Source organism: Streptomyces sp. N35 (assembly GCF_016464295.1).
Classification (GTDB): Bacteria; Actinomycetota; Actinomycetes; order Streptomycetales; family Streptomycetaceae; genus Streptomyces.
The window spans coordinates 33,795-55,506 of record NZ_JAEIMH010000044.1 but is presented as its reverse complement, the minus strand read 5'-3'; the positions used below and the strand labels follow the sequence as shown (position 1 = coordinate 55,506).

Sequence of the window (21,712 nt, the reverse complement as noted above, 5' to 3'; positions counted from 1 at the left end):
GCGGTTTGTGGCCGGTATTCTGACGGTACGTTCAAGGCGTGAGCGAGAGTGGTGGCAGGACGTTCCAGGAAGTGGCGGAGGAACTGCGCTCCCGGCTGAAGGACGGGATCTACCGGGTGGGCCAACAACTCCCCTCGCAAAGGGAGTTGGCGGACGAACTCGGCGTCTCCCGCGACACCGTGGTGAAAGTCCTGCACGAGCTGGCCGCGGAGGGGCTTGTCGAGTCCCGCCGGGGGAGTGGGACGCGTGTGCGTGCGCATCCGGAGACGCTGAAGGCGCAGCAGCAGATTCCCTCGGTGACGGGGGACGGGCGCAGCCGGCGGGTGACGCTGGGGCCGCTGATCGGCGCGGCTTTCGAGGCCGACGAGGTGACGCTGGATGTCTTCACGCTGACGTCCGAGTCGCTGGACGCGCACATCAGGGTGCAGGCCGAAAGGGTACGGGCGGGTGAGGTCCAGCCGCGCTCGGTGACCGTGCGCATGCTGCTTCCGGACGAGTCCACTTACCTTCCGTATCCGCGGATCAAGGGCAACCCGACGGACCCCCGCCCGCAGGAGCGGCTGCGGGCCATCAGCGATGTCCATTCACGCTCGCTGAAGCGGGTGCTGAGCGAGCTGGCGACGGAGGGACTGGTCGATACGGTCTCCGTCGAGATCCGCACCGTGCCGCTGGCGCCGACGTTCAAGGTGTATGTGCTCAACGGCAGCAGGGCGCTGCTCGGGCCGTATGAGGTCCTTGAGCGCCGGATCAATCTGCTGGACGACACTCCGGCAGATGTGGTGGACGTCCTGGGGCTCGGTTCGACGCTGGCTCATCATGCGGCGGACGAGGACGCGAAGTCGGCCGGCTCCGTCTTCGTGGGCAGTCTGCAGTCGTGGTTCGACTCCCTGTGGAACCTGCTGGCCAGGGTGCCGAAACCGTGAGCCCTGGGGCCTGTTGTGGATCAGGCCCTAGAAGCCCTTGGGCTCCAGACCGTCCGCACGGGTGAGGGTGCCTTCACGGATGGGGAGCGACCGCTTGAGGTACGGATTGGCGACAGGACGCGACCGCAGGCCGAGCGCTGCCGTGGCTTCGGCCAGTGTCATCGCGTAGCGGTCGACCGCACGACGTACGTTGGGCGCGTCCAGGCCATCCCCCGTCACCAGTCGGTCGAGGTCGATGTACGCGGACCGGATCAGCTCGATCCATCGGTACACGCGCCAGTCGGCCTCCCAGCCCTGCGTCGATTCACTGGCCAGCAATTTGCGCCAGCGTGCGAACATGCGCTCTCTGATGGCCGGCCGGACAGGTGTGAGATGGAGATGCCTTGCGAGGTCGTACAGCGGATCGCCCACCATCGCCATCTCCCAGTCGATGAGGGTGAGTTCACCGTTGGGCTGACGCACCAGATTCCATGGGTTGAGGTCTCCGTGCAGCAGAGCGAAGCGACGAGGCGTGAGCTTGTGCCGGTGCAGGAGGTCCTTGAGCCGGTACTCGTCCGGCAGGCCGAGGGCGCGGGCGAGCTTCTTGGACTCGGCGGGCAGTGAGGCGACCAGCCTCACCAGCTGTTCACTGAGCCACGAGTAGAAGTCCAAGACCTGCGCGGCGGGATCGAGTTCCAGCAGCGCGTCCTGCTCGACCGCGGCCAGCGCGGCGAGCTGGGCGACGAGATTGTCGGCCTCATGAGGCAGGAGCCCGTGCTCGGGATGGTTCGGTGGCCGTCCGTCGCCGTCGGGTCCTTCATAGGAGTGGATGGCGAAGTCGTCTTTGAGTCTGCTGGTGCCCAGGGCGAGGACGCGTGGTGCTCGCACGGTTTTCGCCGTTGCCTCGGACTTCTCGATCAGGCGGAGCACGGCGTGCTCGCTGAGGAAGGGCTGCTCCCTGCGGCCCTCGCCGCCCACCTTGCGCCGTACGACGATGGGCCGGAACTTGCCCGGCACCTGCACCACGGTGTTGAGATGCGCGGTGCCTTTGAACACCCGGTTCGCCGGTGCCGCACCTTCCGCCTCCAGGGCTGCCAGCACGGTGGCGCGATCGCAGTCCGGATGCTTGATGCGCTCATCGGGCTCGAAGGTGATCCCCCGGCCGCTCGGCGACCTGCCTTGGCGCCCGAGACGGGCCGCCTGCCATCGGTACAGGGCCCGCTCGATCTCCGGTTCCGGCACATCAGCCAGCTGTAGCGGTGCGGACGCCTTCCGCAGCGCCTGCGCCACCTGCCGTGTGGCGGTCTCCAGCCGCTGCGGCAGCAGTTCGTCCCCCAGCGAAGCGGCAGCGCGCATGACGTCGGGAAACACCGACTGGGCGTGTTCGAAGGCGATGTAGTGCTTCAGGTCCCGTGACAGGTTCCGCGTGGCCTCGGGCCGGACCCGCTGCATGTCCGTGGCCCAGGCTTCCGTCACCTCGTTCTGCTGCTGCTCCGGGTAGTGCATCCGGACAAGGTGATTGGCCAGATCGTGCAAGGGATCGCCCCAGGAGGCGAGTTCCCAGTCCACGTAGATGAGCGGTGGCTTGCCGTCGTAGGTGACGATGATGTTGTCGCGGTGCAGATCGGTGTGCAGCAGGCTGAAGGGGCGCGGCGACATGGCGGGGATGCGCGCGGCGAACTGTGCAAGCGCATCGTCCGAGATGCCGAGCGCCGCGAACAGGCCGCCGAATTCAGTCCAGTTGGGCTTGCGGATCTGCTCGTCCGCCATCAGGGCCAGATTGCGTATGAACCCCCGGCTGTCCCGGTGGTTGCGCGGCCAGCTGTCCGGCAGTTTGGGCAGCAATTCCTTGCGAACCCGTGTCATGTCCGCCAGGACGCCCGTCAGGGCCCGCACCAGGAGCCCGTCCACTGGCTTCCCGTTCTCGCAGACGCTGGAGAGCGGGACACCCTCCACATAGCTGTGGATCGCCGTGTCCTCATGAGAGGCCAGACAGCGTGGAACCTGCGGCAGCACTTCCTTGACCGCTTCAAGGATCTTCGCCTCGTCCTGCCAGGTCCTGATGACCACGCGCAGGGCGTCGGGCAACCGGGTCCGCACCATCACGTTGGTGCCACGTGGTTCGCCCACGAGCTCTGCCATGTCCTCGGTGAGAGGAATCATGAAGTTCCGATTGTGGTGGCCGCGGGTCATCGCCCCGTGCGTTCGCGCATGCTCCACAAATGCCGCCCGCAGCTCGTACGGAGTCGGCGCCTTGCCTTGTGGAGGAGCGGGATAAGGGGCGGACTCTCCGGCCACTTGAGCTCCTGATTGCTCCTGGTGCCACCTTGGGCAGCTGAGGTGGTGGACACCCTAGTAAACATTCGTCTGAGACAGAGGATTCATCCCTCGATTGAGCGAGGCAACTCGAACCTTCGTCGTAGGACATACGCCGCCGACGGGGCATGTGGTTGCCTTTCCGCCGTCTTGCTTCTGTCACCGAAGTACGGCGACCATGTCTCAGCGGCGATGCGGACGTATCCGAGCGTCGCCTGCGCGACCGGGGCAGGGGAGGGACTCGAGTGGCGCACGGGGGAAGCGGTGGCCCTGAACCGGGCATAGGAAGTCGGCTGAGACGTTTCCAGGCACGCTTCCAGGCGCCTGTGACCAGGCTTCTCCTGCTCGGGATCTTTCTGACGGGCATGCTGGCGCAGTTTGTGACGCCGGTCGGAGACGCGCTGGAAGGCCAGACCTTCCTCGGCGGCGCTCTCCTCAGCCTCGTCGCCTACGTCCTGTACGACGCGATCCAGGAACTGGTGACCTCCGCGCGGACCCCGGCCCGCTCCCTGGTCAGCTCACGCGACCTGAGCGGCCTGGTCAGCGACGCCTTCCAGGCCAGAACTGTGGACATCTGTTTCGTCGGCTACACGGGCGAGACGCTCTACAACGAGCTGTACCACCGGCTGGAGAAGCTGCTCGACGATCCGGGGCCGACGCGGAGCGTGAAGGTGCGGATGCTGATCCCCGACTTCTGCCGCCAGATGTCCGTGCCCGCCCGCGTGGGGCCGGATGAGGCACCCGTCGATGATCCCGAGTTCCGCAGAAGGCTGGAGCTCAAATGCCAGGATTACGACGAGACGCTGTCCGGCCTGGCCGAGCAGTTGTCCGACCGGGGCCGAGTGGAAGTGACCTGCCAGTACCGCGTTTACCACGGTGAGCCGACGGAGAAGATCTGCCTCTTCAACCAGGAGTTGGTCCTGCACGGTCTTTACGACGTGGAGGCCCGCATGCGGACACCGAACCCCGACCGCCTGGTCTACGACCCCAAGGGCTACAACACGGACCTGTACGTGTGGTCGAGCAAGGCGGGAACCGCCACCGAAGTGCGGGCCGTGGCCCAATGGGTCAAGCACTTCGAGGGGCGTTGGAAGCTTGCTGCGTCGCCCTCCTGGCGGCCCTGATCAGGCCGTACGCCTGCGGAACAGCCAAGCCGAAGCCGCCACCGAAGCCAGCAGGATGCCCGAGCACCAGGCGAGTGCGATCCATGGGGTCCAGCCCACCGGCTGGCCGAGCAGCAGGCCGCGCAGGGACTCGATGACCTGGCTGATCGGCTGGTTCTCCGCGAAGCCCTGGAGCCAGGAAGGCATGTCCTCGGTTTTCACGAAGGCGCTGCTGGGATACGGCAGGAAGCTGACGAAGAAGGTGAAACCACCCGCTGCCTCAGGGGACTTGGCGAGCAGGCCCACCGCGGCCGAGAGCCAGGACAGGGCCAGGATGAACGCGAGGAGCACGCCCAGCGCGGCGAACCAGCCGGCGAGTGTGGCGTCCGGACGGAAGCCGATGGCGAAGGCGAGCGCGAAGACCAGGGCTGTCGCGATCAGGTTGCGGGCCGCCGAGGCGACCACGTGGCCGGCCAGGATGGGGGCGCCGCCGATGTCGAGCGAGCGGAAGCGGTCGATGATGCCGGTCTTGAGGTCCTCGACGACCGCGATGGCCGTATTGGACGAGCCGAAGCCGGCGCAGAGCAGCAGGACGCCGGGGACCACGTAGGTGACGTAGCGCGTGCCGGTGTCGATCGCACCGCCGAAGAAGTAGACGAAGATCAGCAGCAGCATCACCGGCAGGGCGAGCGACGTGATCAGGGCGTCGACGTTGCGGCGGCTCATGCGCAGGGCGCGGCCGCTCATGATGAGGGCGTCAGACATGGCTGGAGTCCTTGAGAGGCGAAGCAGGGGAGGCGGTGGGCTGGGCGCCGGCGTCCTGAGGGGCGGTGGCCGGCGGCTGTCCCGTCAGGGTCAGGAAGACATCGTCGAGCGTGGCGCTGTGCAGCGTGAAGCTGGTGATCGCGGTCCGGTCCGGGTCCAACGCGTCGAGCAGCGCGCGGACTTCGGCCGCGCTGCCGTCGGTGGGGATGCCGAGGACGCGGGTCTCGGGGTCGCTGTAGGTGGCGCGGTGGGCCAGGCGCAGATACGTCTCCGAGTCGGCGACGGTCACATCCAGACGGTGGTCCGCCACCCGCTGCTTGAGCTCGGCCGCCGTGCCTTCGGCGACGAGCGTGCCCGCGTCCAGGACCGCGATACGGTCCGCCAATTGGTCTGCCTCTTCCAGGTACTGGGTGGTGAGGAAGACCGTGGTGCCCCCGGCCCGCAACTCCCGTACCAGCGACCAGAGTTCCTTGCGGCTGCGCGGGTCGAGACCGGTGGTGGGCTCGTCGAGAAAGATGATCTCGGGGGTGCCGACCAGGGATGCCGCCAGGTCGAGGCGGCGGCGCATGCCGCCCGAGTACGTCTTGACGAGGCGGTCGGCCGCATCGGTGAGGCCGAAGCGGGCGAGGAGCTCGGCGGCCTTGGCGCGGGCCGCGGTACGGGACAGCCGGGCACCCGTGGCCGAAGGGGCAAGGCGGGCCATCATCCGCAGGTTCTCCGCGCCCGTCTGCATCTCGTCGACCGCCGCGAACTGGCCGGTCAGGCTGATGGCCCGGCGCACCCGCGCCCGCCCGGTCCGCACGTCGTGGCCCGCCACCCGGGCCGTGCCCCCGTCGGCCGTGGCGAGCGTGGCGAGGATACGGACGGCGGTGGTCTTGCCGGCGCCGTTCGGGCCGAGCAGGGCGTACACGGTGCCGCGCGGCACCAAGAGGTCGATGCCGCGCAGGACCTCGTGGGCGCCGTAACTCTTGCGGAGCCCGGTGGTCTCGATGGCCGGCACGGGCTCGTCGGCTGCGCTCGCCGTACTTGCCGTACTCGCCGCGTGCGTCGCGTTCCGTTGCGTGATGGTCATGGGTGATCCCCGTCTCCGGTGCGCCGATGGGCCCGGCACCTCTTCTGCGTAACCCTTACGCATTACTGTGTAAGGGTTACGCAGAAATAGGATGTGCGTCAAGCTCGAAGAGGGAAGCTCCGGGAAAACTCGGGGGAGCCTCGGCCCACGCAAGGAGGCGACGCGCATGGCGCAGGCGGACGACAGCACGGGTCTGCCCGCGAGCCTCGCGACGGCCTGGGGGCTGCGCGAGCGCCCGTCGAAGGGTCCCAAGCCCGGACTCTCGCTGGACCGGATCGTCGGCGCGGCGGTTCGGATCGCGGCGGCCGAGGGGGTCGAGGCGGTGTCGATGCCGCGGGTCGCCAAGGCGCTCGGCGTATCGACGATGTCGCTCTACCGGTACGTCGGCGCCAAGGGCGAGCTGCTGATCCTGATGCAGGAGGCCGCCACGCCGCCCGCGCCCGCGCTCGATCCGGCGGCGGACTGGCGGACGTCCATGGAGCTGTGGGCGCGTGAGCAGCGGAGGATTCTGTACGCCAATCTCTGGCTGCTCAGGATCCCGCTGACCGGTCCGCCCGCGACGCCGCGGCAGGTCGAGTGGATGGAGTGCGGCCTGTCCGCGCTCGCCGGCACTCCTCTCGCGGAGGAGGCCAAGCTGAGCGTGCTGATGCTGGTCGGCGGCTATGTGCGCAGCGAGGCCGCCATGATGTCCAGTATCGACGCCGCCATCCGGGAGAGCGGGCGCACGCCCGATGAGCATCTGCGGGAGTACGCCCGTACGCTCGCCGTCCTCACCACGCCCGAGCGCCATCCCGGCGTCACGAAGGTGCTCGCGTCCGGGGTGCTGCAGGGGGCGGACGAGGAGGACGACGAGTTCGAGTTCGGGCTCGCGTGCGTGCTCGACGGGGTGGCCGCGCTGATCGCGCGCCGGGCCCGCTCCTGAGCCCGGACCTCAACTCCCTTCGCTCAGCTCCCCCTTGAGCAGATCGAGCAGCAGCCCGTCCGCCCAGTCCCCCCGCTCGTGGTCGTACCACTGCTTGCGCAGCACCCCCACGCGGCGGAAGCCGAGGCGTTCGTAGCAGGTGATCGCCGCCGCGTTCTCGGCCGCCGGGTCGATGGTCAGACGGTGGTGGCCGCGTACGCCGATCAGCCAGCCGGCCAGGGTACGGATGGCGTCCGTGCCCAGGCCCAGACGGTGGTGGTCGGGGTGGACGAAAATATCGATGGTGGCGTGGCGGAAGTCCGGGTCGGGCTCCTCGTCCCACTGGATCATGCCGACGGTCTCGCCCTTGACCGTGATCGCCAGCTGCCGGTGGTCCGGCTCGGACAGGTCGCCCTCGGGGTCCGGCCAGTTCCACCAGCGGCGGACCTCGGCGGTGTCGAGCGCGGCGCGGAAGGCCGGCAGGTCGGCCGCGGTCGCGGGGCGCAGGGTCACGGAGGTGCCGTGCAGGGAGTCCATCCCTCCAGTGTCCCTCGCGGGCCGGAAAAGCCAGGGGCCGTGCGGGGTTCGGTACGGAGCCGGCGGAGGGGCTCGTGCGGGGTTCGGTACGGAGCCGGCGGCGGAGCTCGTGCGGGCTTCGGTACTAACTCGCCGGCAGAGCTCGAGCGAGGCTTCCGTACGGACCCGCTAAGAAGCCGACCGGCCGGATTCCACAGGGAGTTGGGCGAGTCCGGAGGCCAGCTGGGCGAAGGCGAGCTCCGCTGCCGCCTTCGCGTCCGGCAGCACCTCCGCCGCCCGCTGGCCCGCCGCGATCCGGTGCCGGTTCTCGTCCGCGAGGATCCTGCGTACGGCGATGACCTGGCCCGCCGCGAGCCGCGCCCCGACGCCCCCGCCGAGCGCCTCGGCGAGCGCCTCCTCGGAGCGGGTGAGGAAGCCGAGCATGCGGGCCAGCACCGAGGGTGTGCCGTACGCGAGGCGCTGGAAGGCGAGGACCTGGGGGTGGTCGCACAGGCCCGTGACCGGGTCCTGGCGTTCGAGGCCGGCCAGGAAGTCGCGGCGCAGCGCGTCCAGCGGGGACTCGTCCGCGGTGCGGCCGGACACGACCCGGGCGGCCTCGTCCTCGTGGTCCGCGAAGCGGTGCAGGACCAGATCCTCCTTGGCCGGGAAGTAGCGGAACAGGGTCGGCTTGGACACCCCTGCCGCCGCGGCCACCTCCGCGACCGGGACCCGGTCGAAACCGCGCTCCAGGAAGAGTGCGATGGCGGTCTCCGAGATGGTGTCGAAGGTCTGCTGCTTCTTGCGTGCGCGCAGGCCGGGGGATTCGGGCATGGGAGCCAGCGTACCCCCTGGACGTAACCCGGTAAAAAATGTAACTCGGTTACGTTATTCTCGGTGGATGAGCACCCTCACCCAGGAGCTGGCCCTCGAACGCGCCCACCATGACCACTGCCGCACCGCCCTCACCGCGATGATCGAGGGGGCGCACGAACAGGTCGTGGTCGGCGAGAACGCCTCCGCGTCCGGCGCCGACGCGGAGGTGCTCGGTTATGAACTGCGCAGCCGCGCCAAGGAGATGACCGAGCTGCCCGAGGGGCCGCTGTTCTTCGGGCGCCTCGACTTCGCGGGCATACGCGACGGTGGCGTGGCCGGCGACCACCGCGGGCAGAGCTACCACATCGGCCGTCTGCGGATCAGTGAGCATCCGGCCGCACCGCCCCTGGTCGTCGACTGGCGCGCGCCCGTCTCACGCGCCTTCTACCGCGCGGGCGCCCGTGACCCGCAGGGTGTCGCGGTGCGCCGCCGCTTCGGCTGGGCGCCCGGCAGCCGCGGCGCATCCGCCGACCTGACCGGCTTCGAGGACGAGCTGCTCGGCCGGGGCGAGGAGTTGAGCGGGCCGAGCGCCTTCCTCGCCGAGGAGATCGAGCGCCCGCGCGTCGGTCCGATGCGCGATATCGCCGCCACGATCCAGCCGGAGCAGGACGAGCTGGTACGCGGGGACCTCGCCGTCTCCGTCTGTGTGCAGGGTGCGCCCGGCACCGGCAAGACCGCGGTCGGTCTGCACCGGGCCGCGTACCTGCTCTACACGTACCCCCGGCGCATCCAGCGCGGCGGACTGCTGATCCTCGGCCCCAACCGGACCTTCCTCGCGTACATCTCGGAGGTCCTGCCCTCGCTCGGCGAGACGGGCGTGCGGCAGTCCACAGTCGACGACGAAGTCGCACGCCACCCGGTGCGGGCCGTCGACGCTCCGGAGGCCGCCGCGGTGAAGCACGACGCGCGGATGGCCGAGGTGCTGCACCGCGCGCTGTACGCGCGGGTGCGGCTGCCCGCCGACTCCCTTGCGGTGGTGGACGGTTCGTACCGCTGGCGGGTGTCGCTCGGCGAGCTCGAGCGGATCGTCGCGGAGGTGCGCGCGCAGGCGCCGCCGTACGCGACCGGCCGCGAGCGGGTGCAGACGCGCGTCCTGGCTCTCGTACGCGATCAGGCCGAGCGGCGCTCCGGCACCCGCACCCATGCGTGGCTGCGGGCGATGGGGCGGCAGGTGCGCGGGTTCCTCGACGAGGTGTGGCCGCGGGTCAAGCCGGAGGAGGTGCTCGCCGGGCTGCTCACGGATCCCGCGGCGGCCGGCGGCCTGCTGTCCGTGGCCGAGTCGAAGGCGCTGCGCTGGGAGAAGCCACCGCGTTCCGTGAAGTCGGCCAAGTGGTCGGCGGCCGACCTCGTACTCCTCGACGAGATCGCCGGGCTGATCGAACACCCCGAGGGATACGGGCACATAGTGATCGACGAGGCGCAGGATCTCTCGCCGATGCAGGCGCGGGTGATCGCGCGGCGGGCGCGTTTCGGGTCGCTGACCGTGCTCGGGGATCTGGCCCAGGGGACCACGCCGTGGGCGGCGCGCTCCTGGCCCGCGCTGCTCGCGCACCTCGGGAAGCCGGACGCGCGGGTCATCCCGCTGACCACCGGTTTCCGTGTGCCGGAGGCCGTGGTGGGGCTCACGAACCGGCTGCTCGGGGCCTTGGAGGCGGATGTGCCGGCGGCCCGGTCGCTGCGTACGGACGGGGAGTTGAGGCTGCTGCCCGTACGGGATGTGGCCGCCGCGACCGTCGAGGCGGTCGTGCGGGCGCTGGACCGGGAGGGCTCGGTCGGGGTGATCGCGGCGGATGCGCAGGTGCCGTCGCTGCGTGCGGCGCTGATGGCGGCCGGGCTCACCGCGGCCGGTCCCGAAGAGCTGGGGACGGGGGTCCCCGCCGCTCGAGCGGAGTCGGGAGCTCGGGGGAGGCTCACGCTGCTGCCCGCGTCGCTGGCCAAGGGTCTCGAGTACGACCACGTGGTGGCGGTGGAACCGGCCGCGATCGCGGAGGCCGAGGAGCGCGGCCCGGAGCGGCTCTACGTGGTCCTGACCCGGGCCGTGTCGCGACTCGATGTGGTGCACAGCCGGGCCCTGCCGTTCTGAGGCGGGGCGTAATCTCTGGGGGGAAGCAGTCGGACGGGGAGGAGCTGGCGATGGCCGGCGCGGGCACGGACACACAACTCAGGGGCAGAGCAGAGGAGTTCGAGCAGCTGCGACCGCTCCTGTTCTCCATCTCGTACCGCATTCTCGGCAGTGTCGCCGAGGCCGAGGACGCCGTCCAGGAGACCTGGCTGCGCTATGAGACGACCACGACCCGCCCCGACTCGCTCAAGTCCTTTCTCTCCACCGTCGTCACCCGTATCTCCATCGACGTGCTGCGCTCCGCGCGCGTACGACGGGAGGAATACGTCGGCGAATGGCTGCCCGAACCGCTCCTGAGCGACCCCTACGAGGACCCGGCGCGCGCCGCCGAACTGGCCGACTCGGTGTCCATGGCGGCGCTGCTGCTCCTGGAGCGCCTGAGCCCGCTGGAGCGCGCGGTGTTCGTCCTGCGCGAGGTCTTCGGCTTCGGGTACGCCGAGGTGGCCGAGGCCGTCGGCCGTACGGAGGCCGCCTGCCGGCAGCTGTCGGCGCGGGCGCGCAAGCACATGGACGAGGGGCGCACCCGCTTCGACGCCGACCGCAAGGAACGCGAGGAGCTGGCGGCGCGGTTCTTCGCCGCCCTGCGCGAGGGCAGCGTGGAAAGCCTGCAGGAACTGCTCGCCGCCGACGTCCAGTTGGTCGGTGACGGCGGAGGCAAGGCGCCTCAGCTGGCGCGGTTCATCCATGGCTCCGAGAAGGTCGCGCGCCTCATCGCCGGCGCGTTCCCGCCGATCTTCTCGATCGGCACGATCGTGGACGTCCAGGAGATCAACGGCCAGCCCGGCGCGCTGTTCCGCGACCGCGACGGCAAGGTGGCCGTGGCGCTGACGGTCGACGTGGTGGACGGCCGGATCGCCGCGATCCGCTCGGTCATCAACCCAGACAAGCTGGGGCACTTGGGGCCGGTGGCGGATGCGTGGGCGATGAAGGACGAGTGGAACCGGACGCGCAGGGGCTGAGGTTCTTGCGGCAGCTCCGGGGCTCTTGCGGCAGGGCAGAGGCTCTTGCGGTGGTTCGGGTCTCAGAGCGTGGCGAGCCACTCGGTGAGGTGGCGGTTCACCTCGTCCGGGCGCTCCTGCTGGAGCCAGTGCCCCGCGCCGTCGAGGAGGTGGCAGGAGGTCAGGCCCGGGAGCGTGCGCGGGTACGCGTCGATCGCGGCCGCGAGCCAGGTGGTCGACGCGTCCTCGGTGCCGCCGAGGAACAGGGAGGGCTGGGTGAGCGGGGCGCCTTCGTGCGCGGCGAGGTCCTGCCAGTCGCGGTCCATGTTCCGGTAGCGGTTGAGGGCGCCGGTCAGGCCCGTACGCTCGAATTCCGCTGCGTACGAGGCGAGTTCACGCTCGCCCAGCCAGGACGGGCGCTCCGCGGGGAAGCGGTCCCGTAGAGCGCCGCCCTTGCCGAGGAAATGCGGATCGGGCGCGTCGGCGGCCGGCATGGTGTCGGCGGACAGGGCCGCGTAGAAACCGGCGAGCCAGCCGCGTACGTCCGGCTCGATCTCGGCCTCGGCGCGGCCCGGCTCCTGGAAGTACGAGACGTAGAACTCCTCGTCAGGACCGCCCAGTTGCCCGAAGACATCGCTGGGCCGGGGGCCGCCCGGCGGGGTGTAGGGGACGCTCAGGAGCCCCACGGCCCGGAAGACCTCCGGCCGCAGCAGCGCCGAGTGCGCGGCGATTGTCGCACCCCAGTCGTGGCCGACGACGGTCGCCGACTCCTCGCCGAGTGCGCGTACCACCGCGACGTTGTCCGCCACGAGGTTCAGCATGCGATACGCGTCGGGGGCGGCCGGCTTGGCGGAGCGCCCGTAGCCGCGGACGTCGATCGCGGCGGCGCGGTAGCCGGCGGCGGCGAGGGCCGGGAGCTGGTGGCGCCAGGAGTACCAGAACTCCGGGAAGCCGTGCACCAGGAGCACCAGCGGCCCCGCGCCCTGTTCGACGAGATGGATCCGGCCGCCGTCCTCGGTCGGGACCATACGGTGCTCCGCGAACTGATCCGCCATCGGTTCCTCCAGCCGGCTCGGCCCCGGCCGGCTGTCCGGCCCGGTGCGTCCATCATCCGGAGGGCGGGGGTGGGCGGGCTACTTCACTTGCTGGTTCGGCAACAGGGGGGTGGACGGTGGGGTGGTGGCTGGTGGGGTGGGTGGCTGGTGGGCGGGGCGCTCCGATCCGGCGCCCGTTTCGCCTTCGCCCTCAGGTCCCGTGCCTGCTTCGCCTTCGCCCTCAGGTCCCGTGCCCGCCTCGCCTCCGCTCCTGGACCTGTCCTCCGCTCCTGGACCTGTCCTCCGCTCCTGGACCCGTGCCTCAGCGTGGCCCCAGCGCCCCAGCGCCCCAGCGTCGCCCCGGTACCTCAGCGTCGCCCCAGCGCCTCAGCGCCGCCCCAGCACCTCGGCGACCCGCAGGAACCCGTCCGTCCCGTGCCCGAGGCCGATCACCCGGCGGGCCAGCCCCTCCGCCGCGCGCATCACGCCCGCGTCGATGCCGTGGGACTCCGAGGCATGGACGATGTGGGCCATCGAGGAGGCGGCCGAAGTGATCGGGTTGTCCGCGCCGGAGTAGGTGCCCCCGTCCACCTCCGCGGCACCCTCCGCGAAGATCGGCGGCAGGATCTCGCCGATGCCCTTGGCGAACGGGGCGAGCTCCGCCGCACTGATCCCCTCGGCCTTCGCCACGGCCAGCGCATGGGTGTAACCCGCCATCGCCGTCCAGAAGATGTCGAGCAGCGCGATGTCGTACGCCGCCGCCCGGCCCACGTCCTCGCCGAGGTGGGTGTGGGTGCCGCCCAGGACGTCGAGCACGGGCTTGTGCTCCGCGTACAGGCCGGCCGGTCCCGCGTGCAGGAACACCGCGTGCGGCGTCCCGATCGTCGTGGTGGGCGTCATGATCGCGCCGTCGAGATAGCGGATCCCGTGCGCGGCGGCCCACTCGGCGCTCTCGCGGGCACGGTCCGGGGTGTCGGCGGTGAGGTTCACGACGGTGCGGCCCTTGAGGGCGGCGGTGATCTCCTCCTTACGCAGCACGGCGTCGGAGGCGTCGTAGTTCACGACGCACACCACGACCAACTCGCTTGCGGCCACCGCCTCCTGAGCGGTCGCCGCACTGATCGCACCCCGCCCGACCAGCTCGCGGTCCCGGCCCGGCGTCCGGTTCCACACCGTGGTCCGCACCCCCGCGTCGAGGAAGGCACCGGCCAGCGCACGGCCCATGGGGCCGAGGCCGAGGACGGTCACGGTGGCGGTGCCGGCGGGGGTGTCGACGGCGGTGGCACTGGCGCCGGCGGTGGCGGTGGCGGAAGAACTGTTGGGGGCGGGCTGTTCGGACTGGGTGGGGGACAGGTGGGACTGCTCGGACACGCTTCTCAACTCCCGTACTGATCAATATGGTCAAGCGGGAAAATGCCAACGAAAGGGGCTCTTATGACGCGCAGCCGCGCCCAGGACCCGAACGTCTGCGGAGTGACCGCCGCGATCGCGGTGATCGACGGCAAGTGGAAGACGGCGCTGCTCTGGCTCCTCGAATCCGGGCCGCAGCGTCCCGGCGCACTGCGCCGTCAGCTGCCGGGCCTGAGCGAGAAGGTCCTGACCCAGGCCTTGCGCGAGATGGAGGCCGACGGCCTGGTCCACAGAGAGGTGCACGACGTGCTGCCCCTGCGGACCGAGTACTCCCTCACTCCCTTCGGCCAGGACCTCTCCGACGCCCTGGCCCCGCTCTCGGACTGGGGCCACCGCCGCTTGGACCGCCTCGACCCCGCCCTCCAGCCGACGGCCGGCTGACCGCCTGGGATCAGCTTGGTTCAGGGAGCGGGTGGTGCCAAGTACGCACAAAAAGGTGGGTACTCGGCACTCGGGGTGCGGCACGGCAGTGGCGGGGTGGGCGAGGTCCGGAAGCCGACTCGACCACCTGCGAAAAAGGGCTCGGCAGCAGAGCGTGCCTCGGGCAGCATTCCGGGAGTGCATGAGGACAAGGGGCTCCGCCCGCAGGTGCGTTACGCGCTGGCAGATACCGAGCACGGCCATGTCTGGGGCGGGTGCCTCGAAGTGGACGGACTGTTCGGGGAGCCCACGCGGGGAACGTACGAATTGCTCGGTTGGGCCGGCGAAGGGGCCGAGGCGCGTGGCCTGCTGGGCAGCCGGGTGTGGCTGGTCCCGCAGGACGAGACGGCGGAGCCCTGGCTCCTGGAAGACGCCGAGAGCCTTGGTCTGCACCCCGGCACGGACGGGCTCGTGCTGACCGGTCTGGACGACTGCGAAGGTCCGCCCGAGGGATACCGCGGTGTGACGCGCGTACACAATGAGCACCGCCGGCTTGGCAGCTGTCAGGAGTTCACTCGCGTCCTGCCGCCCGAGCGGGCCGCACCCCCGCTCGTGCTGCGAGGGCTCGAACCGAGCCAGGAGCTGCGGCAGTTGCTGGCGAAGGGCACCCGTCGGGCGCTGGATCTGGGCCAGGCCGCTCTGCAGATCCGGGACGATCAAGGTGAGCCGCTTACCGAGCAGGTGGTGTGGACCAGGATCCGGACCTGGCATCCGTCCGATCAGGGGGCGGACCTCATCGACCTGGAGCTGGACGGCGAGAGCTTCACCCCCGTCCCGGGACACGTCCGGCCCATCTTGGAGCGCTGGTTCACCGGACCGCCCAGCACCTCGGGAGCCTGGGCCGACCTCGACACCCGGCGACGCGAGGCCTGGCTGGACCTCGTACAGGAGCGGGGTTGCCGGCGTACGGGCCAGGACCGGTCGGCGCACCACGCCTACGAGCTCGACGGGCGGCACATCACCGATGTCCCGGGCCTCTACTTGGCACTCGGGGAGGCGGTGAACGGTCCGGGCGGCTACTTCGGCGGTTGCCTGGACGCAGTCGTGGACTGCCTGCGCGGCACGTTCGGCTACACCGCCCCGGCAACCCTGCTCTGGCGGGACGCCGCGACCGCGCGGGAGTTCCTGTCCCACATCCTTGGACCGGACGGCCAACCGTACGACCTGCTCGCCGAGCTCCTCGGCATCCTTGCGGAAGGCGGTATGCAGGTCGCTCTGATGTGAGCCCCGGCGCGTGGAAGCGCGCGGCGGAGGGGCTGGCCCGCCGGGTGATCGGCCTCGGGCATGGCACATCGCTTCCGGCCGCCGCTCGCTTCTGGCCGCCGCGCTCGACGCCGAGCATGCTTTCCGTGTCGCGCGGGGCTCGTTCCGGCGGGCGGCGTTCTCGGCGTCCGGCAGGGCCGTTGCCCTGAGTTCACGTCATGGAGACGACGACCTTGCCGGCCTTCGCGCGGCCCTTCTCGACGTACTCCATGGCCTGGAGGGTCTCGTCGAACGGGAAGACCCGGTCGACGACGGGGTGGATCTTCCCGGCGTCGAGGAGGCGGGCGACTTCGCGCAGCTGGTCGCCGCTGGCCCTCATGAACAGGAAGGAGTACGTCACACCGAGACGCTTCGCCTGGCGCCGGACCTTCCCGCTGAGCACGGCGACGCCCAGGCGCATGACCGCGTTCGCGCCGAGTTCGACGCCGGTGGCCGGGTCGGGCGGGCCCGCGACGGAGATGACGATGCCGCCGGGCTTGAGGACGCGCAGGGACTTGGTGAGCGTCTCGCCGCCGAGGGAGTCCAGGACGACGTCGTAACCGTGGAGGACCTCGGAGAAGTCCTGAGTGCGGTAGTCGATGACCTCGTCCGCGCCGAGTTCCTTGACCAGCCCGACCTTGGCGGTGCTGGCGGTGGTGGCCACGTGCGCGCCCAGCGCTTTGGCGAGCTGGATGGTGACGGAGCCGAGGCCGCCGGCACCCGCGTGGATGAGGACCTTCTGGCCCGGCTGGACGTTCGCCCGCTCGACCAGGGCCTGCCAGGCGGTCAGCGCGACCAGCGGGAGGGAGGCGGCCTCGGTCATGGTGAGCGTCGCGGGCTTGAGGGCCAGGTCGTCCTGGTGGACGGCGATGCGTTCGGCGAAGGTGCCGATGCGGTCCTTGTCGGGCCGCGCGTAGACCTCGTCGCCCACCGAGAAGCGGGTGACGGACGATCCGACGCGGACGACGGTCCCGGCGAAGTCGTTGCCCAGGACGAGCGGGAGACGGTAAGGCACGATCGCCTTCAGTTCACCCTTGCGGATCTTGTAGTCCAGCGGGTTCACACTCGCCGCGTCGATCCTGACCAGGACGTCCTCGGCGCCCACCTGGGGCTCGGGTGCATCCCCGGCGCGCACCGTGGTCGGGTCGCCGTACTTCTCGACCATGAAGGCCTTCATCGTCATCTCCGTTCGTGTGGTCTCCCGTCCAAGCGGGAGGGGGCGTTCTGTCTGTGGGGGGTTTGTCTCGTTACGAGACTGTTTGTGGTGTGTCTTCTGGCCCGTGCGCTCCGCGGGCCGATGATCGGGATCAGCGGGTGAGGGTCAGCCCGCGTTCGGCTGGGGCGCCGCGGACAGGCTCTGCTTGACGTACCTGCTGGTCTCGTCGGCGAGGATCTCGGGCAGGCCGGTCTCGATGCCGTGAAGGGCCTGGGCCGCGACGTCGTCGGCGGCGACCTTCTGATCGGCCGGCACGCCGGCGGCCATGTCGGTGTCCATGTAGCCGACGTGCAGCGCCGAGACGGTGATCCCGCGGGGCGCCAGTTCCTCGCGGCTCGCGTCGCTCAGCGCCCAGGCGGCGGCCTTGGAAGCCGCGTAGGAGCCGAGGCCTGCCGGGTGGAACCAGGACAGGGCGGACAGGACGTTGAGTACGGCGCCGCCGCCGTTGCCCTCGATGACGGGAGCGAAGGCCTGTGTGGCGACGAGCGGGCCGAAGAAGTTGGTCTCCATCTCGCGACGTACCTCGTCCAGGTCGCCGCCGACCAGCGTCGCGCCGGTGGAGACGCCCGCGTTGTTGATCAGAAGCGTCGCGTCCGACGCGATGCGGGCGGCCTCCCGTATCGACTCCTGGTCCGTGACGTCGAGACGGAGCGGGGTGACGCCCGGCAGGTCGATCGTCTCGGGACGGCGGGCCGCCGCGTAGACCTTGGCGCCATGCTCCACGAGCTGGGCTGCCAGGTGCCGCCCGAGGCCCCGGTTGGCGCCGGTGACGACCGCGACCGCGTTCTTGAGTTCCATGTCCGCTCCTGTTCCTTCGCGGGCGCCGTCGGGGCCCCCGCGTCAATTAGATTGTGACCACAATCTAAACACGCGACTAGAATAGATGCCAATCGACATCCAAACTGGTTCATGCAGGAGGTGGCCATGGGCCGCGTATCGCAGGCGCAGGCGGAGGAGAATCGCAGGCGGGTGGTGGACACCGCGTCGCGGCTGTTCCGGGAGCAGGGCACCCACGTCAGCGTCGCCGATCTCATGAAGGCGGCCGGCCTCACTCACGGCGCCTTCTACAAGCAGTTCGCCTCCAAGGAGGCGCTCGTCGACGAGGTCACCGCCCACGCCCTCGATGAATGGGCCCGGTGCCATGCGGCCCACTTCGAGCAGAACGGAGGGCGCCGGGACGCCGCTCAGCGGGACCTGATCGATGCCTACCTCTCCTCGGAACACCGCGACAACGCCGCGGACGGCTGCCCGGTCGCGGCACTTGCCGCCGATGTCGCGCGTGAACCCGAAGACCGCGAGGTCCGCCGCACCTACACGCAAGGTGTGGCCGAACTCGCCGCGTACCTCGCGCCTGCCGATGCGCCCGGTGGCGAGGGTGGCGAGGAGGGCCTCGTCCGGCTGTGCACCTTGGTCGGTGCGCTACTCCTCTCCCGGGCCACCCAGGGCTCCCCGCTCTCCGACGAGATCCTCGCCGCCGCGCACACGGCCCTGACGGAAGCCGGCTGACCAAGGGCCCCGGCATCGGGCGCCGCGCGGCGTGTGTGCACCGGCCGCGCCCGGGAGTGTCTGGTTCTTTCTGACAGTCCCACGCCTGGACCTTCTGGCAAGACGGCGATCTAGCGGCGCAGGGTTCTGCCGTTCCTGGCGTGGCTCAATCCCACCACAGCGACCAAACCGTCGCTCGGACCATGCCATCGCCGTCGATCAGCGGGTCCTGCACAGTGTCGGAGCAGTAGCCCATCAGCTCCGTGGTGGCCTGCGCCGCTGCCCGAGGGTCCAAGGGCGGCTTGCGTACCTGCCAAGGAGACAGATCCAAGGGGTGGTGCTGGGTGGTGCGAGAATCCGGAGATGTCAGATGAGCTGTCGCGCTGGTATCAGGGCCGCCTGATCGTGGGTCCGTTCAGCACTTTCGATGCCGGTGAACTTGACGATCTCGAACGAGAGGTTGGTCTCGCGCTGCCGCAGTCGTATCGCTTGTTCCTGTCGGAGGCATGCGGCACCAGTCTCCCTTACTCGATTCGCCTGCCGGCGTGTGAGCCGGAGCCGCTTCAGAGCTTCGACGACCTCTACCGACTCGGCCGTGACGACAAAGGCGAGTACAGCTGGGGCACCTTGATCGGCGAGTACCGCCGAAGCCGTAACGGCCGGCTCGCTGACGAATTGCCACTTGGCGGCCTTCTCCCGATCGCCCGCAACGGCGGCAGCGACACCCTGTTCTTGGACCTCAACCCGGAATCCCACGGCCGGCTCCATGCCTTCATGCAGGGCATTCCTCACGCCGGCTATCTGACACAGGGCGTCTTCACTCAGGTCGCTGAGGACTTCGACGCCTACCTCGCAAGCCTCGTCGTCGAACCGGGACTCGCCGAGGACACATGGGCCGACGTCGCCGACAGTGATCCCACAGACCCGTGGCGGCGGACGGTCGAGAAGTGGCTTGATACCGAACTGCCGGGCTGGCGTGACGAATCATGGGCGGCGGCCTGAGGCGCGTTCGCACTTCGCGCGCATGTGTCGCCTTCGGCGTCGGCTCATCCGATCTCCGCGCTGCCGCAGACAAAGGTGGTGCCCTGGAGGAGTTCTGGTGTGATCCGCACACCGGTCAGGTGCTCGGCGAGGGCGAATGCTGCTTCTGCGGCCAGGTGTTCCGCAGTGTCGGAGGTTTCATCCCAGAACTGGAAGCCGCTTCGGTGCATGGCCTCCAGGAGTTCGTCGGGGGTCGTTCCCCAACGGCGGTCGGGCACTGTGGGCTCGAACGTCAGGCGCTCCGTCGTGTCCTCGGCCCAGAGGAACGCGTCAACTGCTGCCGATTACATGTGGATCAGTGAGCGCTTCCCCGACCTTGCGGAGGCCTATTGCTTCACGCTGGTGCACAAGCCGTCACCCTCGGATGTGCTTGCCCGCCTTGGAGGCCAACCCGAGCCCTCCCAGACCGGGGTGGCGGCGATAGTGAACGCGGCTTTCGACCTCCTCGACCGTTCGGACAACACCCGGCAGTTCGTCGCCATGACCACCGTCGGGGACTGGACCCTGTCGATCGAGCCCGTTGGCTATCTCGGCGTCACAGCGGAGAAAGCCCTGCCGGCCTCCTCGGGAACGCGTTGGGTCTCGCACTTCGTCAACATCTCCTTGCGCATGCCCCTGACGTCGGCCGGTCTCCAACTACTGAGGACTGCCTACGGATGACCGGGACCGGACATCTGAGTTCCGCGCCGGCCATAGTCATGAAAACTCTGGCCAACTGCCCAGCTCAGAATGGCCAGCGCCCTGGAAACTGGCCATCTCGCACGCTCAGTCACACGTGGCCTGCACCACTTTTGCAAGCATCTGCTTGCAATAGTTAGCACCGATGCGGCAGCATCAAGGCATGGCATCGCTCAACGTCGGCAATCTCGGGGAGTACCTGCGCGAGCAGCGGCGCAATGCGCAGCTGTCGCTCAGGCAGCTCGCCGATGCCGCCGGGGTGTCCAATCCGTATCTGAGTCAGATCGAGCGCGGCCTGCGCAAGCCGAGCGCGGAGATTCTGCAGCAGCTGGCCAAGGCGCTGCGGATCTCCGCCGAGACGCTGTACGTGCAGGCCGGGATCCTCGACGAGCGCAATCGTGACGAGGTCGAGACGCGGGCCGCGATCCTCGCGGACCCCTCGATCGACGAGCGGCAGAAGCAGGTGCTGCTGCAGATCTACGAGTCGTTCAGAAAAGAGAACGGCACCGCTCCCACGGGCGCGCAGAGCGGCACGGACACCGCCGATGACCAGGCCCGCATGGCCGACGGCGAATGAACGCCATCACCCTCATACCTATCGGAGGTACGTACGTCATGGCCCTCACCGACGACATCCGCAAGGCCGTCACCGACCCCAAGCCCCTCTACTTCGCCGCGGGCACCGCGGACCTCGTGGTCCAGCAGGCCCGCCGCGTTCCCGAGCTGATCGAGAAGGTGCAGGCCGAGGCCCCGGAGCGCTTCGAGGCCGTACGCAGCACCGACCCCAAGGCCGTGCAGGAGAAGGCCGCCGCCCGCGCCAAGGAGGTGCAGGAGGTCGTCCAGGCCAAGGTCACCGAGGTGTTCGGGAACTTCGACACCGATCTGAAGAAGTTCGGCGAGAGCGCTCAGGACCTGGCGCTGCGCAGTGTCGGCGTCGCCGCCGAGTACGCGGTCAAGGCACGTGAGAAGTACGACGAGGTCGCCGAGCGCGGCGAGCAGGCCGTGAAGACCTGGCGCGGCGAGGCTGCCGAGGAGATCGAGGAGCTGGCCATCGCGGTCGAGGGCAAGGAGACTCCCGAGCCCGCCGCCGGGGCCGCGCCCACCCCGGTCGCCACCGAGCCCAAGTCCGCTCAGGCCAAGGCCCCCGCCAAGAAGCCGGCCGCCAAGAAGGCTCCGGCCCGCAAGACCGCGGCGAAGAAGACCCCGCCGCCCGCCGAGTAAGCAGCCGGCAGGTATCACAGGCATCAGGAGTCATACGCCGGGACCGGCCCGGGCACGAACGGCGTGCCCGGGCCGTTCTCCGGGTACGGTGGCCGCAGAACCTCAATCGACGAGTGGCCCGATACACAGGTGGTGGACGAAGTGCTGATGCAGGCGTTCGGCGGCTTCATGTGGCTGCTCTTCACGGCGATGCTGGTGCTCGCGGTCGTCGCCCTGGTGCTGGCCGTGACCTTCCGTGAGGACGCCTACCGCGCCGCGGACAAGCAGACCAAGAACTTCTGGCTGATCATCCTCGGCATCGTGGTCCTGGTGAACCTGGTCGTGCCGATGCTGTTCCTGCAGATCGCCGGTCTGGTCGCGACGATCGTCTTCATGGTCGACGTCCGCCCCGCGCTCTAGCAGGTCACCGGGGGGGGCGGGGGGGGGGGCGGCGGGGGGGGCTCCCGCGGCGCGGGGG

The 21,712-nt window shown here is 69.8% G+C and carries 24 protein-coding genes; 13 read left to right on the top strand and 11 right to left on the bottom strand.

All coding sequences use genetic code 11. The annotated features are described in order from the left end of the window. Window positions 1–38: 38 nt before the first annotated feature. Window positions 39–923 carry a GntR family transcriptional regulator gene (locus JAO81_RS23695; protein WP_199549928.1) on the top strand — a complete coding sequence of 295 codons (885 nt, stop codon included), beginning with the start codon at window positions 39–41 and terminating at the stop codon, window positions 921–923. 27 nt (window positions 924–950) lie between these two features. On the opposite strand, the gene JAO81_RS23690 is transcribed toward JAO81_RS23695, so the two are convergent. Next, complete coding sequence (locus JAO81_RS23690; RefSeq protein WP_307813596.1) at window positions 951–3,065, bottom strand: aminoglycoside phosphotransferase family protein; 2,115 nt, start codon at window positions 3,063–3,065, stop codon at window positions 951–953. Window positions 3,066–3,544: 479 nt separating this feature from the next. Between JAO81_RS23690 and JAO81_RS23685 the strand changes: the two genes are divergently transcribed. Then, window positions 3,545–4,342 carry a hypothetical protein gene (locus JAO81_RS23685; protein WP_307813595.1) on the top strand — a complete coding sequence of 266 codons (798 nt, stop codon included), beginning with the start codon at window positions 3,545–3,547 and terminating at the stop codon, window positions 4,340–4,342. Here the strand turns inward: JAO81_RS23685 and JAO81_RS23680 are convergent, their stop codons facing one another. Then, window positions 4,343–5,086 (bottom strand): ABC transporter permease, encoded by a 744-nt coding sequence (locus tag JAO81_RS23680; protein WP_199549926.1) that lies wholly within the window; start codon window positions 5,084–5,086, stop codon window positions 4,343–4,345. Next, complete coding sequence (locus JAO81_RS23675; protein WP_199549925.1) at window positions 5,079–6,158, bottom strand: ATP-binding cassette domain-containing protein; 1,080 nt, start codon at window positions 6,156–6,158, stop codon at window positions 5,079–5,081. Before JAO81_RS23675 ends, JAO81_RS23680 begins: the two co-directional genes overlap by 8 nt. Window positions 6,159–6,324: 166 nt before the next feature. Here JAO81_RS23675 and JAO81_RS23670 point away from each other — a divergent pair, with 166 nt between their 5' ends. After that, on the top strand, window positions 6,325–7,080 hold the full coding sequence (locus tag JAO81_RS23670) for a TetR/AcrR family transcriptional regulator (RefSeq protein WP_199549924.1): 756 nt from the start codon (window positions 6,325–6,327) through the stop codon (window positions 7,078–7,080). A gap of 9 nt (window positions 7,081–7,089) precedes the next feature. Here the strand turns inward: JAO81_RS23670 and JAO81_RS23665 are convergent, their stop codons facing one another. Together JAO81_RS23665 and JAO81_RS23660 are read right to left on the bottom strand one after the other, a co-directional pair. Then, window positions 7,090–7,596 (bottom strand): GNAT family N-acetyltransferase, encoded by a 507-nt coding sequence (locus tag JAO81_RS23665; RefSeq protein WP_199549923.1) that lies wholly within the window; start codon window positions 7,594–7,596, stop codon window positions 7,090–7,092. 168 nt (window positions 7,597–7,764) lie between these two features. Then, window positions 7,765–8,406, bottom strand: a complete 642-nt coding sequence (locus JAO81_RS23660; protein WP_199549922.1) for a TetR/AcrR family transcriptional regulator — start codon at window positions 8,404–8,406, stop codon at window positions 7,765–7,767. A 67-nt stretch (window positions 8,407–8,473) separates the two neighbouring features. Between JAO81_RS23660 and JAO81_RS23655 the strand changes: the two genes are divergently transcribed. Continuing rightward, window positions 8,474–10,531 (top strand): AAA family ATPase, encoded by a 2,058-nt coding sequence (locus tag JAO81_RS23655; RefSeq protein ID WP_199549921.1) that lies wholly within the window; start codon window positions 8,474–8,476, stop codon window positions 10,529–10,531. Window positions 10,532–10,581: 50 nt separating this feature from the next. Then, complete coding sequence (locus JAO81_RS23650; protein WP_199549920.1) at window positions 10,582–11,529, top strand: RNA polymerase sigma-70 factor; 948 nt, start codon at window positions 10,582–10,584, stop codon at window positions 11,527–11,529. A gap of 62 nt (window positions 11,530–11,591) precedes the next feature. Here JAO81_RS23650 and JAO81_RS23645 read toward each other — a convergent pair whose 3' ends face one another. Beyond that, window positions 11,592–12,563 (bottom strand): alpha/beta fold hydrolase, encoded by a 972-nt coding sequence (locus tag JAO81_RS23645; protein WP_199549919.1) that lies wholly within the window; start codon window positions 12,561–12,563, stop codon window positions 11,592–11,594. Window positions 12,564–12,929: 366 nt separating this feature from the next. After that, window positions 12,930–13,790, bottom strand: coding sequence for an NAD(P)-binding domain-containing protein (locus JAO81_RS23640; protein ID WP_307813602.1), 861 nt, complete (start codon window positions 13,788–13,790; stop codon window positions 12,930–12,932). A 186-nt stretch (window positions 13,791–13,976) separates the two neighbouring features. On the opposite strand from JAO81_RS23640, the gene JAO81_RS23635 reads away from it, so the two are divergent. Then, window positions 13,977–14,333 carry a helix-turn-helix domain-containing protein gene (locus tag JAO81_RS23635; protein ID WP_199549918.1) on the top strand — a complete coding sequence of 119 codons (357 nt, stop codon included), beginning with the start codon at window positions 13,977–13,979 and terminating at the stop codon, window positions 14,331–14,333. Window positions 14,334–14,510: 177 nt separating this feature from the next. Then, entirely contained in the window at window positions 14,511–15,596 is a 1,086-nt protein-coding gene (locus tag JAO81_RS23630; protein WP_199549917.1) for a barstar family protein, read from the top strand. Window positions 15,597–15,786: 190 nt separating this feature from the next. On the opposite strand, the gene JAO81_RS23625 is transcribed toward JAO81_RS23630, so the two are convergent. Both JAO81_RS23625 and JAO81_RS23620 read right to left on the bottom strand, forming a co-directional pair. Then, the gene (locus tag JAO81_RS23625; protein WP_199549949.1) at window positions 15,787–16,791 is read right to left on the bottom strand and encodes an NADP-dependent oxidoreductase; all 1,005 of its coding nucleotides are present in this window, start codon (window positions 16,789–16,791) and stop codon (window positions 15,787–15,789) included. A 144-nt stretch (window positions 16,792–16,935) separates the two neighbouring features. Then, complete coding sequence (locus JAO81_RS23620) at window positions 16,936–17,628, bottom strand: SDR family oxidoreductase (RefSeq protein ID WP_199549916.1); 693 nt, start codon at window positions 17,626–17,628, stop codon at window positions 16,936–16,938. Window positions 17,629–17,754: 126 nt separating this feature from the next. On the opposite strand from JAO81_RS23620, the gene JAO81_RS23615 reads away from it, so the two are divergent. Beyond that, window positions 17,755–18,336, top strand: coding sequence for a TetR/AcrR family transcriptional regulator (locus JAO81_RS23615; protein ID WP_199549915.1), 582 nt, complete (start codon window positions 17,755–17,757; stop codon window positions 18,334–18,336). Between the two features lie 145 nt (window positions 18,337–18,481). Here JAO81_RS23615 and JAO81_RS44040 read toward each other — a convergent pair whose 3' ends face one another. Beyond that, complete coding sequence (locus tag JAO81_RS44040; RefSeq protein WP_374194336.1) at window positions 18,482–18,646, bottom strand: DUF4253 domain-containing protein; 165 nt, start codon at window positions 18,644–18,646, stop codon at window positions 18,482–18,484. Window positions 18,647–18,678: 32 nt separating this feature from the next. On the opposite strand from JAO81_RS44040, the gene JAO81_RS23610 reads away from it, so the two are divergent. Then, entirely contained in the window at window positions 18,679–19,317 is a 639-nt protein-coding gene (locus JAO81_RS23610) for an SMI1/KNR4 family protein (RefSeq protein ID WP_199549914.1), read from the top strand. A gap of 44 nt (window positions 19,318–19,361) precedes the next feature. Here JAO81_RS23610 and JAO81_RS23605 read toward each other — a convergent pair whose 3' ends face one another. After that, window positions 19,362–19,574 (bottom strand): DUF6461 domain-containing protein, encoded by a 213-nt coding sequence (locus JAO81_RS23605; protein WP_307813593.1) that lies wholly within the window; start codon window positions 19,572–19,574, stop codon window positions 19,362–19,364. Between the two features lie 28 nt (window positions 19,575–19,602). Between JAO81_RS23605 and JAO81_RS23600 the strand changes: the two genes are divergently transcribed. The 4 genes from JAO81_RS23600 to JAO81_RS23585 all read left to right on the top strand — a co-directional run bounded on the left by JAO81_RS23600 (window position 19,603) and on the right by JAO81_RS23585 (window position 21,654). Beyond that, window positions 19,603–20,016, top strand: coding sequence for a DUF6461 domain-containing protein (locus JAO81_RS23600; protein WP_307813591.1), 414 nt, complete (start codon window positions 19,603–19,605; stop codon window positions 20,014–20,016). Between the two features lie 181 nt (window positions 20,017–20,197). Further along, complete coding sequence (locus JAO81_RS23595) at window positions 20,198–20,611, top strand: helix-turn-helix domain-containing protein (RefSeq protein WP_165330813.1); 414 nt, start codon at window positions 20,198–20,200, stop codon at window positions 20,609–20,611. A 38-nt stretch (window positions 20,612–20,649) separates the two neighbouring features. Then, a complete protein-coding gene (locus tag JAO81_RS23590) occupies window positions 20,650–21,255 on the top strand; it encodes a hypothetical protein (RefSeq protein ID WP_199549913.1) in 606 nt (201 codons plus the stop codon). Window positions 21,256–21,396: 141 nt separating this feature from the next. After that, on the top strand, window positions 21,397–21,654 hold the full coding sequence (locus tag JAO81_RS23585; RefSeq protein WP_199549948.1) for a DUF2516 family protein: 258 nt from the start codon (window positions 21,397–21,399) through the stop codon (window positions 21,652–21,654). The last annotated feature ends 58 nt before the right edge of the window (window positions 21,655–21,712 follow it).